Source organism: Pseudomonas sp. CF161 (genome assembly GCF_000416215.1).
Lineage (GTDB): Bacteria > Pseudomonadota > Gammaproteobacteria > Pseudomonadales > Pseudomonadaceae > Aquipseudomonas.
Genome location: NZ_ATLP01000099.1, coordinates 26,940 through 42,585, shown reverse-complemented (window position 1 = coordinate 42,585; position 15,646 = coordinate 26,940). Strand labels below are relative to the sequence as shown.

Sequence of the window (15,646 nt, the reverse complement as noted above, 5' to 3'; positions counted from 1 at the left end):
CAGGTGGTGGCTGTGCAGGGCCTGGGCCAGGAAGTGATCGGTGTAGGAACCCACGGTGCTGGCGATACGGCTGCCCCGCAGCTGGTCGATGCGCTGCAGCGGGCTGTCGGCCAGCACCAGCAAGGCGCTGCTGGTCTGGCGCGAGGCCGAGGCGCCGACGTAGACCAGGTCGACCCCGGCGGCCCGGCTATAGAGCGGCGGCGTCGAGCCGGTGCCGACCCAGTCCACCTGGTCCTGTTGCAGGAGCGTGCCGCTGTCACGGCCTTCGGCGTAATCCAGCCAGTGCACGGCCCAGCCCCGGGCCTCGGCCAGTGCCTCCAGGTGCCGGCGCTGGCGCAGGATAAACAGCGACAGGTTCATCGGATGACTGCCGATGCGCAGGGTGTGGGCGCGGCTCATGAGGGTTGCTCCGCACTGGCGACCGGGCTGTCCCAGAGGTTGCCCCAGGTGAAGCGTTGCTCGGTATCGGCCTCGACTGCCTGGCTCGGCAGGCGCGTGACCGGGAGCCGTGGCAGCACCTGTTCGCCGAAGCGGTAGGCCTCTTCGAGCAGGGGGAAGCCGGAGAGGATAAACACCTCGATGCCGGCGTCGGCGTATTCCTTCATGACCCGCTCCACGGTGTCCGGGCTGCCGACAATCGCGGTGCCCGGGCCGGGCCGCACCAGGCCGATGCCGGCCCACAGGTTGGGGTAGATCTCCAGGTCGCGGGCGTTCTGCGGCCGGCGTTCGCCGTGCAGCGCGGTCATGCGCGCCTGGCCCACCGAATCGGAGTTCTTCGCCAGGGCCTGGCGGTTGGCGATGGCCTGGTCGTCCATCCCGGCGTACAGCTCGTCCACCGCGGCCCAGGCTTTTTCATCGGTGTCGCGCAGGATCACATACAGCCGGATGCCAAAGCGCAGGGTGCGCCCATGGGCCGCCGCGCGCTGGCGCACCTGGGCAATTTTCTCGGCGGCCTGGGGCGGGGTTTCGCCCCAGCTCAGGTAGGTGTCGACGTGTTTTGCAGCTATTTCCTGGGCCACCTCGGACGAGCCGCCAAACCACAGCGGCGGCGCATATTGCGGGCCGCCGGGCAGGGCCAGGCGTGCTTCGCGGATATCGAAATACTCACCCTTGAAGTTCACCGTCTCACCAGCCAGCAGCGGCTTGAGCACGCTCAGGAACTCGTCGCCCAGGGCGTAGCGGCCGTCGTGGCTCATGTTCAGGCCATAGGCGCCCAGGGTGTTGGCGTCACCGCTGACCACGTTGAGCAACAGCCGGCCCTTGGACAGGTGGCTGAAGGTCAGGGCCATCTTGGCCAGCAGGGTGGGCGAGATCAGCCCCGGCTGGATGGCGATCAGAAAGCGGAAATTTTCGGTAAAGGGGATCAGCGACGCCCCGAGAATCCAGGGATCGTGGGCGCCCGTGGCCAGCAGGGCCCCGGTAAAGCCCAGGTGGTCGACGGCCCGCGCCACTTGTTGCAGGTAGGGGTAGGTCACCGCGCGCGAACCGCTGGCGGTCCAGGGCTGGGGGCCGTCGGGGGCGGTCAGGTACCAGTAGATTTCCATGTGTTGCTCCTCGATCAATGACGAATGAATTACCAGCGCGTGGTGACGGACAGCCCGAGGGTGCGTGGCTCGCCGTAGAAAATGGCGTTGCCGCCGTAGGAGACCGGCAACGAGTGATTGACGTATTTGCGGTCGGTGATGTTTTGCGAGTAGAGCGAGATGCGCAGTTTTTCGTCCTGGGACAGCCAGGCCAGGCTGGCATTGCCGAGGGCGAAGGCGTCTTCGCTCAGGGCCGGATCGGTCTGGTTGTTGGCGAAGTAGTACTGCTTGCTGCGGTAGCTCCAGTCGGTCTGCGGAATCAGGTAGCCGCCAATGCCCAGGGGGTAGCGATACTCCACGCCAAAGGTCGCCGAGACGCTGGGGGCGCGGACAAAGCGATTGCCGGAAAAGTCATCGCTGCCGGACTGGTAGTCGGTGAACTCGCTGTGCAGCAGGCCGATCCCGGCCTGCAGGTGCAGGCCATCCACCGGCAGGGCTTCGATTTCCAGCTCGGCGCCGCGCAACTTGCCGCGGGCACCGTTGGTCAGGGTCGACAGGGCCCCGGTGCTGGTGCCGACCACGGCATTGAGCTGGATGTCCTTGTAGTCGTAGTAGAAGACGCTGCCGTTGAGGTTCAGGCGGCCGTCGAACCACTCGGACTTGAGCCCCAGTTCATAGGCCGAGAGGTACTCGGGGTCGACCGTGGCCACACTGCCCTGGCTGGTGGCGCCGGTGTTGAAGCCGCCGGAGCGAAACCCCCTGGCGTAGCGCAGGTAGACCCGGGCGTGATCGTTGAGCTGGTACTCGGGGGTCACGTCCCAGGTGAAGTCGTTCCAGGTCCGGCTTTCATCCTGGACCGCCGTGACCTGCAACGGGTTGCTGACACTGCTGCGCGACCACCAGCGGCTGGGGTCACTGAATTGCGCGCTGCCCACCGCCGCCACGCGGTTGAGGTCGATGTCTTTCTGTTCGCTGGTCCAGCGCAGCCCGGTGGTGATGCGCAATGGCTCGGTCACCTGCCAGGTGGTGCTGCCGAATACGGCGTAACTGGTGTTGCCTTGCTCGGTCTGGGTGTTGTTGAAGTAGGGCGTGAGGAAGCTGCCGTCGACGGCGGCCCGGGCTTCGGTGTAGTCGAGCTTTTCATGGAAGTAGTGCACCCCGGCGACCCAGCTCAGCGGCTGCTCCTTGGGTGAGGCCAGGCGCAGTTCCTGGGACCACTGGCGGCTGTGCAGGTCGCGATAACCACGGGCCAGGTCGGCCGGGGTGTAGTCGCTGTCGCCGCGAATGGTGCGGGTCACGTCCTCGAAGGCGCTGATCGAGGTCAGGGTCAGGTCCCCCAGTTGCCAGTTAAGGGTCGCCGAGCCGCCCTTGTGCTCCAGGTCATCCTTGCCGCCTATGGTGTAGTCGACGTTGGTCCGCGACAGCCTGGGGCTATAGCCAAAGGCATTGGTGCCGTTCGCGCCTCGGGCCAGGATCCCGGCGGTGCTGCCGTCGAGGCCGTTGCCACGGCTTTTGAAGGTGCGGTAATGCAGGTTGAACACGCCGTCCAGGCTGTCGTTGAAGTTCACCGCCAATTGCAGGCGCAGGGCGTCGTCCTGGGTATCGCCGCTGCGCCCGCCGCTGCTGTTGTCCTCGGCCAGGCCGTCGCGCTGGTTATGGCGAAACGACACCCGGCCGGCGATCTTGTCATCCACCAGCACGGTCCCGGCGGCGCCTTCCACGGTGCGGCTGGCATGGCTGCCGGTGTCGAGCTTGAGGTAGCCGGGGTTGTCCTTGAAGTCGGGTTTGCGCGACACGAAGTTGATCGCGCCAGCGGTGGTGTTCTTGCCCCACAAGGTGCCCTGGGGGCCCTTGAGCACTTCCACCCGGTCCAGGTCGAACAGCGGAAAACTGGTGGCGTCGACGTTGTTCAAATACACGTCATCGAGGTAGATGCCCACCGGGCTGACGGTATTGGCGCGCTGGTCTCCGGTGCCGATCCCGCGGATCCACCAGCGCGGTCGCTGGTTGTCGATAGTGGCCGACGACGTGTTGGGGATGAAGCGGGTGATCTGGGTCGCACTGGCGCCGGCGTTGGTGTCTTCGATCTTGCGCCCGCTGACCACGCTCATCGGCACCGGCACCCGTTGCAGGGTTTCCTCGCGTTTCTGCGCGGTCACCAGCACGCTTTCCAGGCGCGGGGTGCTGGCTTCAGTGCGCGGCGCAGGGCTGACCGCCGCGGCCGCCGCAGTGGGTTGGCTCTGGATGCTCAGGGCACCCGAGGCCTCACGCTGCACGTGCAGGCCGGAACCCTGGAGGGCCCGTGAGAGTGCCTGTTGCAGGTCCAGGTCGCCGGTGATCGCCGGGCTGCTCAGGCCTTCCATCAGCTGTTGATCAAAGGCGATCAGTTGCCCGCTTTGCCGGGAAATCGCCAGCAGCACGCTGTTCAGCGGGCCCGCCGCAATAGCGTAGTGCTGACGTTGCTCGGCGGCTTGCAGCGGCGCGGCCAGCATCGGCAGCAGCGGCACCCCGGCCAGGGCAATGGCCAGGGACAAGCGGTTCAGGGGGATGCGCACGCACGCGACATGGGGCATTTTTTTATCGATCCTGGTTGAGAGTGACTGCCGGGTTGACGGGGCAACCCGGGTCATTTCCAGTCGCGGCTCAGATCGATATGTTCCTAGCTTATGCCGGCTCGATATTCGCCCACAGGCGGCTGCGCCAAGTGACTCGGATCGGCGCGATGCTGGCGAGCATGTCCAGGGCCTGGTGGCTGTTATCCAGCGGGAACAGGCCGCTGACCCGCAGCCCGGCCACCGCCGGCGACAGGTGCAACAGGCCGGGGTGGTACGGGCGCAAGGCTGCCACCACCTGCTCCAGGGGCAGGGCATCGGCTTCGAACAGGCCCTTGAGCCACAGGGTCTCGCTGTCGGGTGCGGGCCCGGTGTGCCAGGCACCGTCGCGGCGCAAGCGGGCCCAGTGGCCGTGGGGCAGGGTGCGGCTGGCGTTGGCGCCATGCAGGGTCAGGTCGGCGTCCAGGGCGGCGACGTAACAGGCACTGGCTTCCTGGCGCAACAACAGCCGCTGTTGCCGGGCCTCGACCCGCAGGTCGCCGGCCTGCAGGACAAACGCCCGTTGCCCGTGCTGGCGCACGTCCAGCAGCAATTGCCCGGCGTGCAAGCTCAGGCCGCGCTTGGCGCCGTCGAAATGCGGGCTGATCCGGGAGGCCGCATCAAGGGTCAGTTGGCTGCCATCGGGCAGCTGGAACTGGCCGCGCTCGCCGATCCCGGTGTACAGGTCACCCGGCCAGGCCAGGCCGGTACTGCCCAGGCGGCTGAGCACACCGGTGGTGACCGCCAGCCCCACCAGCCCGAGGCTGGTGCGCAGGAACCGGCGGCGGCTGGAAGGCGCATCCAGGGCTTGCTGCAACTGCCGGGGGTTGAGGTCGCGCAGCTTGGACGCCTGGATAAACCCCAACTGCTGATTGATCCGCGCGATGCATTCGGCGTGTTGCGGGCTGCGCGCCTGCCAGTCGAGAAATGCCGCTTGGCGCGCCTCATCGGCTTCGCCGGAATGGAGGAAGGCCAACCAGCGGGCGGCCTCGATCCGGATCTGCTGCTGCGAATCGGCATTCATTGCGCCAGGGCCTCCAGGCAACACAGATACGCCTGCTCCATATGCTGATGGACGCGGCTTTTGGAAATCCCCAGTTCACGCCCGATCTGTTCGTAGGTCATGCCGTCGAACAGGCTATGGATAAACGCCTGCCGCGCCTGATGCCCAAGGCCCTTGAGCAGGCGGTCCAACTGCAACAGGGTTTCGATCAGCATCGCGTGTTCCTGGGGCGAGGGCAGCTCGCTGTGAGGCTGCTCCTCCAGGGTCGCCAGGTACGCCCGCTCCAGGTCGGCCCGGCGCCAGTGATCGATCATCAGCCGTTTGGCGATGGTGGTCAGCAGCGCCCGGGGCTCGCGCACCGCGGCCAGATCCTCGATCCCCAGCAAGCGCATGAAGGCCTCGGCGGCAATGTCCTCGGCACTGTCCTGGCAACCCAGCAAACGGCTGACCCGAGCGCGCAACCAACCGTAGTTTTTGCTGAACAGGTGGGTGAAGTGATGATGGGAAGTACTAGGCATGGCAGGCAATCACGAGCAAGCGGATGGGCAATGTTGGCGAATGCGCTTGATTAAATAAAAGAATAAAAAGTGTGAGGGTTATTACTTTTTATCGGGAGCAGGGGCCGCGTGCCGCCCTGTATCAGGCGCCACGCGGCCCGGCCGCCCGTTACTGGTAGCCGTTGTTGGCGAGATAGGTCAGGGTCACCCGCGACAGCGCGCGCACGCCCACGGGCAGGGCCTGGTCGTCCACCAGGAATTTGGGTGAGTGGTTGGGCCAGGCCTTGGCCGGGTCGATACCGTCGGGGGTGACGCCGAGGCCGAAAAACAGCGCCGGAATGCGCCGCGAGTACTCGGCGAAGTCATCGGCGGCGTAGACCCCGGAGCCCAGGGTGACGGGCTTGCCGGACGAGGCTTCAAGCTGGGGCAGGAGTTTGTCCACCAGGTCGGTGTTGTTGTAGCCGGCCGGGTAGCTGCCGGGGAGAATCTCGACTTTGGCGCTGGCCCCGGCGCTTTCGGCAATTTTGCTCGCGGTGCGTTGCAGGCGGCTGATCACATCGTCGCGCTGGGCGTCGGTGAGGGTGCGCAGGGTGCCTTCCATGCGCACTTCGGCGGGGATGATGTTGCTGCGCACGCCGGCGTCGATCTTGCCGATGGAGATCACCGGGGCGGGCAGGGCCACCAGGTTCACCTGGCGGCTGGGGATGGTCTGCCAGCCGAGGATGATCTGCGCCGCCAGGGGGAAGGGGTCGATCCCGGCCCAGGGGAAGGCGCCGTGGGTCTGCTCGCCGGTGATGGTGGCGACGAAGTTGTCCGAGGCGGCGGTGGTGCGTTGGCGACTCACCGAAAGGGTGCCGGACACCCCCGGCCCCACGTGCAGGCCGAAGATGGCTTGCGGCGCCGGGTTGGCCAGCACCCCTTGCTCGATCATCAGCCGGGCACCGCCGGTTTCTCCCACCGGCACGCCTTCTTCGGCCGGCTGGAAAATGAACTTGACGCTGCCGGGCAGGCTGTCCTTGCGCGCCGCCAGGACCTGGGCCACCCCCAGCACAATGGCGATGTGCGCATCGTGGCCGCAGGCGTGCATGACCCCGACTTTCTTTCCCGCCTGGCTGAAGTCATTGCCGCTGTAGGTCTGGGTCACGGTCGAGGCATAGGGCAGGCCGGTCTGCTCGGTGACCGGCAGCGCGTCCAGTTCGGAACGAATGGCCACCACCGGTCCCGGCTTGCCGCCGCGCAACAGCCCGACCACGCCGGTGTGGCCGATGTCGGTCTGCACCTCCAGGCCCAGCTCACGCAGGCGCGCGGCCACCAACTTGGCGGTGCGCACTTCGCGGTTGCCCAGCTCCGGGTGTTGATGGATATCGTGGCGCAGCTCGATCAGTTGCGGGGTGGCCTGGCGGATATCCTGGTCGAGGGTCTGCAGGCGCTCGGCATCCACCACGGCGGCGCTGGCGGTGTTGTGGAGCAGGGAAGAGAACAGCAATCCGGCGCTGATGCCGAGTCGGGAGAAAGAGTGATTCATGCAAGGCCTCTGGGTTGGAACGGCAGGGCCCGAAGTCGGGCGCAACGGCGTTAACGCAGAAAGCATGCCAGCCCGCTTGCAGGCCGCCAGGCCGGCGTTGCGTGGGGGGTCAGGCGTAGGGATGCACCCGGCGCAACAGCCGGTTGCTGATGGTCTGCTGCTCTGCCAGCAGCCAGCGCCGGAAACCTGTGGGGCTCCCGGCGCTGAGCTTGGGCGGCGTTAAACGTGCCCGAGCGTCGTTCGCTGGACCGTGGACCGGCTTAGAAGCTGTAGTCGGCGGTGACGAAGAACGAGCGCGGTTCACCCATCAGCCATTGCTGGCCATTGTTCTGCTGGGCCACGGCGTAGCGCCGGTCGAGCAGGTTGTTGAGTTGCAGGCCCAGGCGCACATCCCGTTGCAGCTGCCAGCCGAGGTTGGCGTCGAGCACGGTGTAGCCCGGAACCTGGGTGGTGTTGGCCGTATTGGCATAACGCGCGTCGACATAGCGCAGGCCCATGCCGGCTGTCAGGTCCTGGCTCAGGGTCTTGTTCAACCACAGGTTGGCGCTGCGCCGCGGCACGTTACTCGGGCGATTGCCGGCGCGCGAGACCACCTGGCCCGACACCACTTCATCGAAGTCGTCGTATTCGGCCCGCACCAGCGCGGCATTGGCCGAGACCTGCCAGTCGTGGGCCAGGGCCAGCTCCAGGGACGCCTCCAGGCCGTCGGCGGACTGCTGGCCGACCTGTTGCGCCTGGCGCGTGACCGGGTCGCTGCTGAGCAGTTTTTTCTTGACGATATGGTAGGCCGCCAGGGTCCATTCACCGCGCCCGTCCCAGAACTGTTGCTTGAGGCCGAACTCGGTCTGCCGGGCCTCGGTCAGGTCCATCTGCTGATCGTCGGCATTGAGGCTGATCAGATCGTCGACCCCGTCTTCGCTGGTCGAATACTGGCCGTACAGCGACAGTTGGTCGGTGACCGCGAACACCAGCCCGGCGCGCCAGTTGCCACCCGTGAGGCTGCGGTCGCTGCGGCTGCCGGCACGCTGGTCGTCGCGCTCGATGTGGTTCTGGTCGCGGCGCACGCCGGTCACCAGGGACCAGCGCTCGGACAGCTGCAAGCGGTTCTCGGCAAACAGGGCAAAGGTGCGGGTGGTGCTGTCGGTTTGCGGGGAAAACCTGGATTGACTCTGGAAATACCCCGGGGTCGGCTGCCAGGGGTCGATGGTGCCGCCCGCGACGTCTTGGTAAGGCGAGTTGCTGTCGACCCCGAAACGGACTTTATTGACCTCGGTGCCGACCACCGTGCGGCTGTCCAGGCCGAACAGTGAATGGTTGAAGGTGAAGCTCTGGCGGTCGCCCATCTGCTCCTGGTCGTGCTTGATCTCCAGATAGTCCTGGCGCAGCAGTTGCCCGTTTGCGGGTTGCCAGCTGTAGGTTTCGGCGTTGCGCCAATGGCGGCGGCTCTTGATGTAATACAGCTGGTTGCTGGCGCTGACGCTGTCGCTCAGGTTCCAGTTGGTGTTGAGCCGGGTCCATTCATCGTTGTTGCGCTGCACGGCGTTGCGCAGGTTGTAGTTCTTGTCGCGCAGGCTGTCGCGGTAGTGCCCGTCGAGCAGGGGCGTGCCGAAGTAGCTGCTCGGCTCGCTGTCGCCACGCTCATGGGCGAAGGTGAAGCTCAGGTCATCGCTGGCCTGCCAGCGCAGGGCTGCGCTGAGGGCCAGGCTGCGCGAGTCGCCGTGGTCGACCCAACCGTTGCTTTGCTGCTGGTTCAGGGTCAGGCGATAGCTCAGGGTGTCGCTGAGGGAACCGCCGCTGTCCAGGCCCAGTTGCTGGCGATCGTTGGAGCCATAACCCAAGCGCAGGCGGTTGCGCACTTCACCTTCGAAGGGCTGCTTCGAGATCACATTGACCACCGCTCCGGTGGCGCCTTCGCCATAGAGCACCGAGGCCGGGCCACGGATCACGTCGATGCGTTCAACCATCCACGGGTCGACCGGAAACGTCAGGCTGCCGGCACCGGTGTACAGGCGCGCGCCGTCGAACAGGGTCATGACCGAGCTGTGCCCGGTAAAGCCCCGCGCCGCCAGCGCAGTGTTGCCGTTGCCCGGGGCGGCGATGCTGGTGATGCCCGGGGAGCGGGTCACGGCGTCCTGCACCGTGAGGTTGTTGCGGTTATCGATGGCGTCCTGGCCGAGGCTGCTGGTGCTGGCGGGGTTTTCCAGGGCGCTCAGGTTCAGCCGTGAACCGGCGGGCAGCGGTGTGCTGAGGGAGGTGTCATCGCCCTTGGCGACTTCGCTGACCAGGGTCGCCGGCAAGGCCAGCGCACGCGGGTCGGTTTCGGCAAAGGTCAGGGATGAAAAGGCCATGCAGGGTAGAAAAGTGATCGGCAGGGATCGGCTTGCGAGGCTTTGGAGCAGGGGATTGCGGGACATGCTATTCCAACTGAGTCAGGAAAGAATGAAACCCGGAGGGAACAACGCATAGGGAATCGCAGGCGCACGCGCCCACGCAAACCGGACTGCGCCCGCCCACCGCGGGGTTGCCAAACGAAGTTGCAGGCCGGTCTCCGGGCTCGCGAGGGTCATGAAGCATTCACCTTCCCATGCCGGAGCACAGTGGTCTGTCGAATGCTTCGCTCGCTTACCGTTGCGGGGGCAGCGCCGGACTGATCACCGAAGTGACGCACCGGCTTCCCGTTTAATCCCATGCACGGCGGCATGGGACACCTGTAACTGGCGCGCATATGACCATTGATGAATTTCTTCGTCAATGCGCAAAGCCGCTTCAGGGGGTGGCCAGGGTCTGCGGCGGCTCGTATTCGGTTTCGGCGAAGTTGAAGTAGGTAGTGCCAGCATGCTGGGTGATCTGCGGTTCGCAGCGGCCAAAGGGTTCAGACAGATGCCCCTTGCCGTTGACCACCTTGAGCAGCATTTGCTCCTGGGCACTGCAGCCATTGCCGGACCACGCGGCACTCACCAGAAACAGCCCATCGCCCAGGTGCTGTACGGCTTCGAACGACATGCCGTCGCTGAGCAGGGCCGACTTCCGGATCAGGGCACCGTTGACCAGCAATTGGCTGGGCGGGTTTTTATTGCCGTCATGCTGCTCGGCAATCACCTGCACCTTGTCGTTGCCGTTGACGGCCTGGGTCTGGGTGCTGATCTCCAGTGCCGGGTAGCGACGGGCCTTGGCTGCTTCCACGGCGTTGGTTTCGCGGGGCACCAGGCCCATGCCGGCGGGGCCGCGCACAGTCACGAAATCGGCAGGTTTGGCCGCTTCCAGGGCGCGCACGGCGTCGAAGTCCCAGTAATTGACCCGGGTCACCGCCATGCGCGAAGGCGCAGGCTCGATCACGCTCAGCTCGAACTGCTTGCCGGTCATGTTCGGCGCATACAGGTAGGACAGGTGGTCCAGCGATGCCTGGGCATGTACCGCGACCTGGGTGGTCTGGGTGAACGCCTGCAGCGGGCCTGAGTAACGGGCCAGGGCCTGGTCGGCGAGCTTCTTGCCGGCGGTGAGCGAACCTTTTACCTCGGCTTCCAGGGCGATGACCTTGTGATCGGGGCCGAAGGTGTAGGTCGCCGATTCATAGGGCTTGTCGCGGTTGACCTCGGTGCGCCGGGTGTTGCTGAAGTAGATCGTCTGGTAGCGCAGGAACACCGTCAGCGAATGGATGCCCGCCGGGCCGGAGCCGGTGTAGGTCATGCAGCCCCGGGGGCAGGTTTCCTGAAGCAGCAGATTGACTTCGTCATAGGGCATGCCGAGTGCAACGTCATGCACGGTAAAGTCCGGGGCCGCCAGCAGCGTCGGCGAGACCAGTGCCGCCGCCAGCGCGAGCGCGTTGAATGTGTGCTTCAAGACCATCTCCTGGTTGTCCAATGGCGGGGCCGTTGGGCCCCACGCCGCAATCCTTGCCAGCAAATGGCATGGCCTGTGTGGCTATCGGCTGCTGGCGATTGGCCTTGAGCGGCAATGCGCTGCACCCCGCGCGGGGCTGGCCCGGGCGCGGTAAAACCTGAGCAATCAGACGCAACATGGTGAAGAATATAGCGCTTGCCTGATGAGCCCCGACCGGGGCCGTCGCCCCGAAATCGCTGCCGCCGGCGGCAGGTAACCAAGGAACAGAATGCTTTTTGTAGTGATGCTGGGGGGCAAACACCCCAGGGCCAAGATTGAGGTCCACGACGTGGTGTTCGCCATCGCCGACAGCCTGGAAGCGGCCTACCCGCAACTGCGCGAAGGCTGGTTTGGCAGCCCGGCGGGGCTGCATATCGATTCGTGGATGCAGGTCGATGGCGTGGAAGGGTGGAAGGTGCAGTTGAGCCCGCTGGCGCCTCTGCCCGGGGCCCCGCGCCTGTATTTCATCAACCTCGGCGGTTATGAGGCCCAGGCCTTCGGCGAGGCCCACCACTACCTGCTGGTGGTGGCCCACGACAAGGCTGAAGCCAAGGCCAAGGGCAAGCGGCAGATGCTCAGCCACTGGAGCAAGGCCCATACCGATGCGCTGATGGACGTCGACGACTGCCTGCCGATCGATGCCGTGGACGGGCGCTATATCCACCTGGTAGAGGGCGAGCATCGCGGGGTGGTCCAGCGCAACGACTACATCGTGATTCCCCGCTGAGCCCCGGTGGCTGACGCTGGTTTCAGGCCGGAGCGTCGAGCTTTTGCGCCAGTTCCAGGTTCAGTCGGTAGTGTTCGTCCAGCGGCACCGCGCGCCGGCTGCTGCCGTTGATGCTGCCTTCGGCGGTCCACAGGAACGGGTAGAAGCTCATGCACTGGTCTGCGCCGAGCTGCGGCAGTTCACGCTGCCAGCCGTCCCAGCGCAGTTCCTGGTAGAACTGCCCCAGGCGTTCGCTCAGGGCCCATTCGACGAAGTCCGAGTAGCCGATTTCCAGGGCTTCCCAGCGCAGGGTGTCCGGTGCCCAGTAGTACAGGGCCCCGGTATCGTCGCCGAGGCCGCCGCCGTTGATGGCAAAGAAGCCGCCCGCGGCATCGTCGGCGACCAGCATTGCGCCCTGGATGCGCTCCTGATTCCAGTCCCGCAGGTTGCGTGGCAGCCGTGCATGCCCCGACCCCAGCAGTCGCAGCCAGCCGTCATCGATCAACAGCCCGCCGCTTTCGTAGGCCATGGCCCCGAGCACCGAGCGCGTGCTCACGCCGAGTGCCAGCAGGATGGCCTCGCGATCCGGCGCCGGCGCCAGCCATTCGCAGCGATGGGGGGAGCGGGCGATCCACGCCTCGATCAAGGGCAGGGCCGGGTCGGTGAGGTTGAGCAGTTGATCGAGGGTTGGCACGTCAAATCCTTTTTTGCAGCAGGCACTCGCCAGGGGGCGCCGATCATATCAGGCCGGTAGCCGCTGCCGAAGGCACTGGCCCGGGTTCGCATGTAGCCGCTGCCGCAGCCTCGCGCGGCTCGGCAGCGGCTACGGGGTATGGGATATTTTTGGGGGCTGATGAAAAGCGCCGCTCACTTAGTCACACTGTGCGGGCTTTTCCTGGGTGCTTTCGGGCAGCCACACAGAGTCGGGCACCAGGGCAGGATCCTCTTATTGATTGATGGAGCACTCAGACGTCATGGTTAAATCAACGCAGAAAAACAGCCGTTTCAAAATGGCATCCATTGGCGTACTGACCGCGTTTCTGGCGGTCGGCGTGGCCAACAGTTTCGCCGAGGACAAGGGAGTCCAGGGAATGCACAGCCTCCAGTTTCGCAAGGTCATCGACCTCAGCCACGTTATCAGCCCCTCCATACCGTTATGGCCCAACGACCCGCCAGTGACCTTCGATGTCGTGGCCACGCTGGACAAGGACGGCTATTACCTGCGGCGCTTCAGCATCGGTGAGCACAGCGCGACCCATATGAATGCGCCCAACAGTTTTCACGCCAAGGGCATGGGCATCGACGGCTATGCGCCCGAGTCGCTGATCCGGCCGGCGGTGGTGATCGATGTGCGCAGCCAATCCAAGGCCAACGCCGACTACGTGATCGGCGTGCAGGACATCGAAAAATGGGAGCGCGAACACGGCAAGATCGCCAAGGGCTCGCTGGTACTCTTCTACACCGGCTGGCAAGCCCTGTGGAACGACCCCAAGGCCTTTATCAATGCCGACGCCAAGGGCCCGCACTTCCCCGGGGTCGGTGCCGAGACCAGCAAGTTTCTGCTGGAGAAGCGCCAGATCGCCGGCGTGGGCATCGACACCCATGGCGCCGACCCGGGCCAGGATGAGGTGTACGCCACCAACAGCCAGGTGCTGGAGAAAAACGGCATCATTCTCGAATGCCTGACCAACCTTGACCAGTTGCCGGCCAAGGGCGCGACGCTGGTCATCGGGATATTGCGGCTGCAGGAAGGTTCGGGCTCGCCCGTGGCCGTTACCGCCCTGGTGCCTTGAGGGGTCATTGACGGGAACGCGTGTCCACTGGCGGGGCGCTGGCCTGGATCTGCTGCCGGTAGTTGGATGCGCGTTGCAACACGCTGGTCAAGGCCTGCAGGTTGGCGGGCTTGGTCAGGATGTCATTGGCGCCCGCCGCCCTGAAGCGCTCGACCTCGCTGGAAAACGCGCTCGCGGTAAAGGCCACGATGTAGCAGTTCTCGCTCAAGGGCAGGTCACGGATTTCCTCGATGGCTTCGAGCCCGGTCATCACCGGCATGTTGATGTCCATCAGGATCAGGTCCGGGATCGAGCCCACGCAGTGCTTGATCGCCTCCAGCCCATTGTCGGCCAGCTGCGGTGCGTAGCCGAGCCGTTGCAGCATCGCCATCGCCACTTTCTGGCTCACCGGGTGGTTCTCCACCAGGAGGACGTCGAGGGGGAAGCGCTCGGCGAACGACGAGTCGAAGTCCACCACCACATCCTGCTCCTCGCCCTTGGGGATCTCCGCCCCGGAGAACGGCTCCATGGGCAGGGAAAACGAGAAAATCGAGCCGACGCCAAACTTGCTGCTGAAGGACAGGGTGCCATTTTGCGCTTCCACCAGGTTCTTGCAGATCGACAAGCCCAGGCCGCTGCCGGAAAAGCGCTGGTTGATCGGCCCCTCGAACTGGGCAAAGGGTTTGAACAGGCTGTCTTGCAGCTCGCTGGGTATGCCGACCCCGGTGTCGTAGATGGAAAACGCCAGGCGCGCGCGCGGGCCATAGCCGTTGGTGGTCACCACCAGCGACACCTTGCCGGTCTCGGTGAACTTGACCGCGTTGCCCAGCAGGTTGATGAGGATCTGGTGCAGGCAGTCGGCGTCGGTCTTCACCAGCGCCGGAACCTGGGGCGCAATCTGCACCTCCAGCACCACCGGTTTGTCCTGCAGCCCCTGGCGGATCATCTCGACGCTGGAGGCAATCAGGGTGCGCAACTCGAAGACCCGGGGCTTGAGTTCAAGCTTGCCGGCTTCGATTTTCGCCAGGTCGAGGATGTTGTCGATCAGCGACAGCAGGGTGCGTCCGCTGCTGTGGATGGTCTTCACCAGGCCGCGCTGTTCCGGGCTCAAGGGCGAGTCGGCGAGCAGCTCGGTCGCGCCGATCACGCCATACATGGGGGTACGGATCTCATGGCTCATGGTGGCCAGGAATCGGGTTTTGGAGCGGTCGGCATCTTCAGCGGCATTCTTGGCCTGCTTCAGCACCTGTTCGTTGATCTGTAGCTGTTGCAGGTGCGAGCGCACGCGCAGCAAGTCCACGACAAACAGCAGGCTGAAGGCGAGAAACACCAGGATCGCCAGGATGATGTGGTGCAGGGAGTCCCGATGGAGCTGGTGGTAGTAATCGGCCAGGGTGATTTCCGCACCCGCGACGTAGACAGTCCCGTCCTTGGAGTGCAGGGGCACGAACACCGCTCGAAAATCTCCCCAGTGATCGGTGTAGTCGATCCACACCGGCTTGGTGCTTTCGAAACTGTCGACCAGTGCCTGGCTGGCATCCGGGTAAGGGTCGAAAAAGCGCACGAAATTCTGGTTCTCGACCTCGGTCTTCGACGCGCTGGAACTGGCCAGGTAAGCCACGCCCTCGCGTTTGATCACGGTGTAGACGAACGCCGTGCCCAGGGCTTCGTTGAACCGCGACAGCCGATTGATGGCGTCCAGGTCTTCGGCTTCGGTCTTGGACTGCTTGTCGACCAGGTGGTCGTGGTAGTTGTCGCCGAGAATCGCGGCGGTGCCCAGCGCGGCATACAGCAGTTTGTTGTTGATGTTCTCAGTGAGGATTCCCTGGGTTTCAACGTAGAGGTAATAGATGTAGCCACTCACCCCGACGATATAAACCAGCAGCAAAGCCCATGTTTTCCTTCTGAGTTTGAACATTGATCCCAGCCTCCGTGCCAGTAGAACCGGACGATCAATGTGCGATCTCCGGGCGTTCCTTGCGCGGAGCATAATTTGGCAGGGGGTGGAAAACCATTATTTTATTTTCAGCCTGCCGCCGCTGCCGCCAGGCCTTTGGCCATGGGGCGCGGCGCTGGTGCCGGACCAAAAAATCAATATGGCACGCAGATGCAAATAACTGGCATACACAGACACGTTTTGCGGATCCAGC

General features: G+C 64.8%; 12 protein-coding genes and 1 riboswitch. Of the genes, 2 read left to right on the top strand and 10 right to left on the bottom strand.

Translation table 11 applies throughout. The features are described from left to right. From CF161_RS22415 to CF161_RS22380, 8 genes are all read right to left on the bottom strand, one after another. Positions 1–399, bottom strand: a 399-nt coding sequence (locus tag CF161_RS22415; RefSeq protein ID WP_020298902.1) for an ABC transporter substrate-binding protein, incomplete at its 3' end; no start/stop codon positions are given. Further along, entirely contained in the window at positions 396–1,544 is a 1,149-nt protein-coding gene (locus CF161_RS22410) for an LLM class flavin-dependent oxidoreductase (RefSeq protein ID WP_020298901.1), read from the bottom strand. The genes CF161_RS22415 and CF161_RS22410, both read right to left, overlap by 4 nt. 29 nt (positions 1,545–1,573) lie before the next feature. Next, entirely contained in the window at positions 1,574–4,096 is a 2,523-nt protein-coding gene (locus tag CF161_RS22405; RefSeq protein WP_020298900.1) for a TonB-dependent receptor domain-containing protein, read from the bottom strand. A gap of 91 nt (positions 4,097–4,187) precedes the next feature. Next, complete coding sequence (locus CF161_RS22400) at positions 4,188–5,138, bottom strand: FecR domain-containing protein (protein WP_020298899.1); 951 nt, start codon at positions 5,136–5,138, stop codon at positions 4,188–4,190. Continuing rightward, complete coding sequence (locus tag CF161_RS22395) at positions 5,135–5,635, bottom strand: sigma-70 family RNA polymerase sigma factor (RefSeq protein WP_020298898.1); 501 nt, start codon at positions 5,633–5,635, stop codon at positions 5,135–5,137. The genes CF161_RS22400 and CF161_RS22395 overlap by 4 nt, the downstream gene beginning before the upstream one ends. A gap of 148 nt (positions 5,636–5,783) precedes the next feature. Further along, positions 5,784–7,139 carry an amidohydrolase gene (locus tag CF161_RS22390; RefSeq protein WP_020298897.1) on the bottom strand — a complete coding sequence of 452 codons (1,356 nt, stop codon included), beginning with the start codon at positions 7,137–7,139 and terminating at the stop codon, positions 5,784–5,786. Between the two features lie 260 nt (positions 7,140–7,399). Then, positions 7,400–9,487: a TonB-dependent siderophore receptor gene (locus tag CF161_RS22385; RefSeq protein WP_256206471.1), complete on the bottom strand. Its 2,088-nt coding sequence runs from the start codon at positions 9,485–9,487 to the stop codon at positions 7,400–7,402. A 173-nt stretch (positions 9,488–9,660) separates the two neighbouring features. Then, positions 9,661–9,866, bottom strand: a riboswitch (cobalamin riboswitch). Positions 9,867–9,905: 39 nt separating this feature from the next. Further along, positions 9,906–10,979 (bottom strand): hypothetical protein, encoded by a 1,074-nt coding sequence (locus CF161_RS22380; RefSeq protein ID WP_020298895.1) that lies wholly within the window; start codon positions 10,977–10,979, stop codon positions 9,906–9,908. A gap of 268 nt (positions 10,980–11,247) precedes the next feature. On the opposite strand from CF161_RS22380, the gene CF161_RS22375 reads away from it, so the two are divergent. Next, on the top strand, positions 11,248–11,745 hold the full coding sequence (locus tag CF161_RS22375; protein ID WP_020298894.1) for a DUF1543 domain-containing protein: 498 nt from the start codon (positions 11,248–11,250) through the stop codon (positions 11,743–11,745). A gap of 22 nt (positions 11,746–11,767) precedes the next feature. On the opposite strand, the gene CF161_RS22370 is transcribed toward CF161_RS22375, so the two are convergent. Further along, positions 11,768–12,418: a DUF2625 family protein gene (locus CF161_RS22370; RefSeq protein ID WP_020298893.1), complete on the bottom strand. Its 651-nt coding sequence runs from the start codon at positions 12,416–12,418 to the stop codon at positions 11,768–11,770. Positions 12,419–12,698: 280 nt separating this feature from the next. Between CF161_RS22370 and CF161_RS22365 the strand changes: the two genes are divergently transcribed. Then, the gene (locus CF161_RS22365) at positions 12,699–13,517 is read left to right on the top strand and encodes a cyclase family protein (RefSeq protein ID WP_020298892.1); all 819 of its coding nucleotides are present in this window, start codon (positions 12,699–12,701) and stop codon (positions 13,515–13,517) included. Between the two features lie 4 nt (positions 13,518–13,521). On the opposite strand, the gene CF161_RS22360 is transcribed toward CF161_RS22365, so the two are convergent. Next, positions 13,522–15,414: an ATP-binding protein gene (locus CF161_RS22360; protein ID WP_043230125.1), complete on the bottom strand. Its 1,893-nt coding sequence runs from the start codon at positions 15,412–15,414 to the stop codon at positions 13,522–13,524. Between the last annotated feature and the right edge of the window lie 232 nt (positions 15,415–15,646).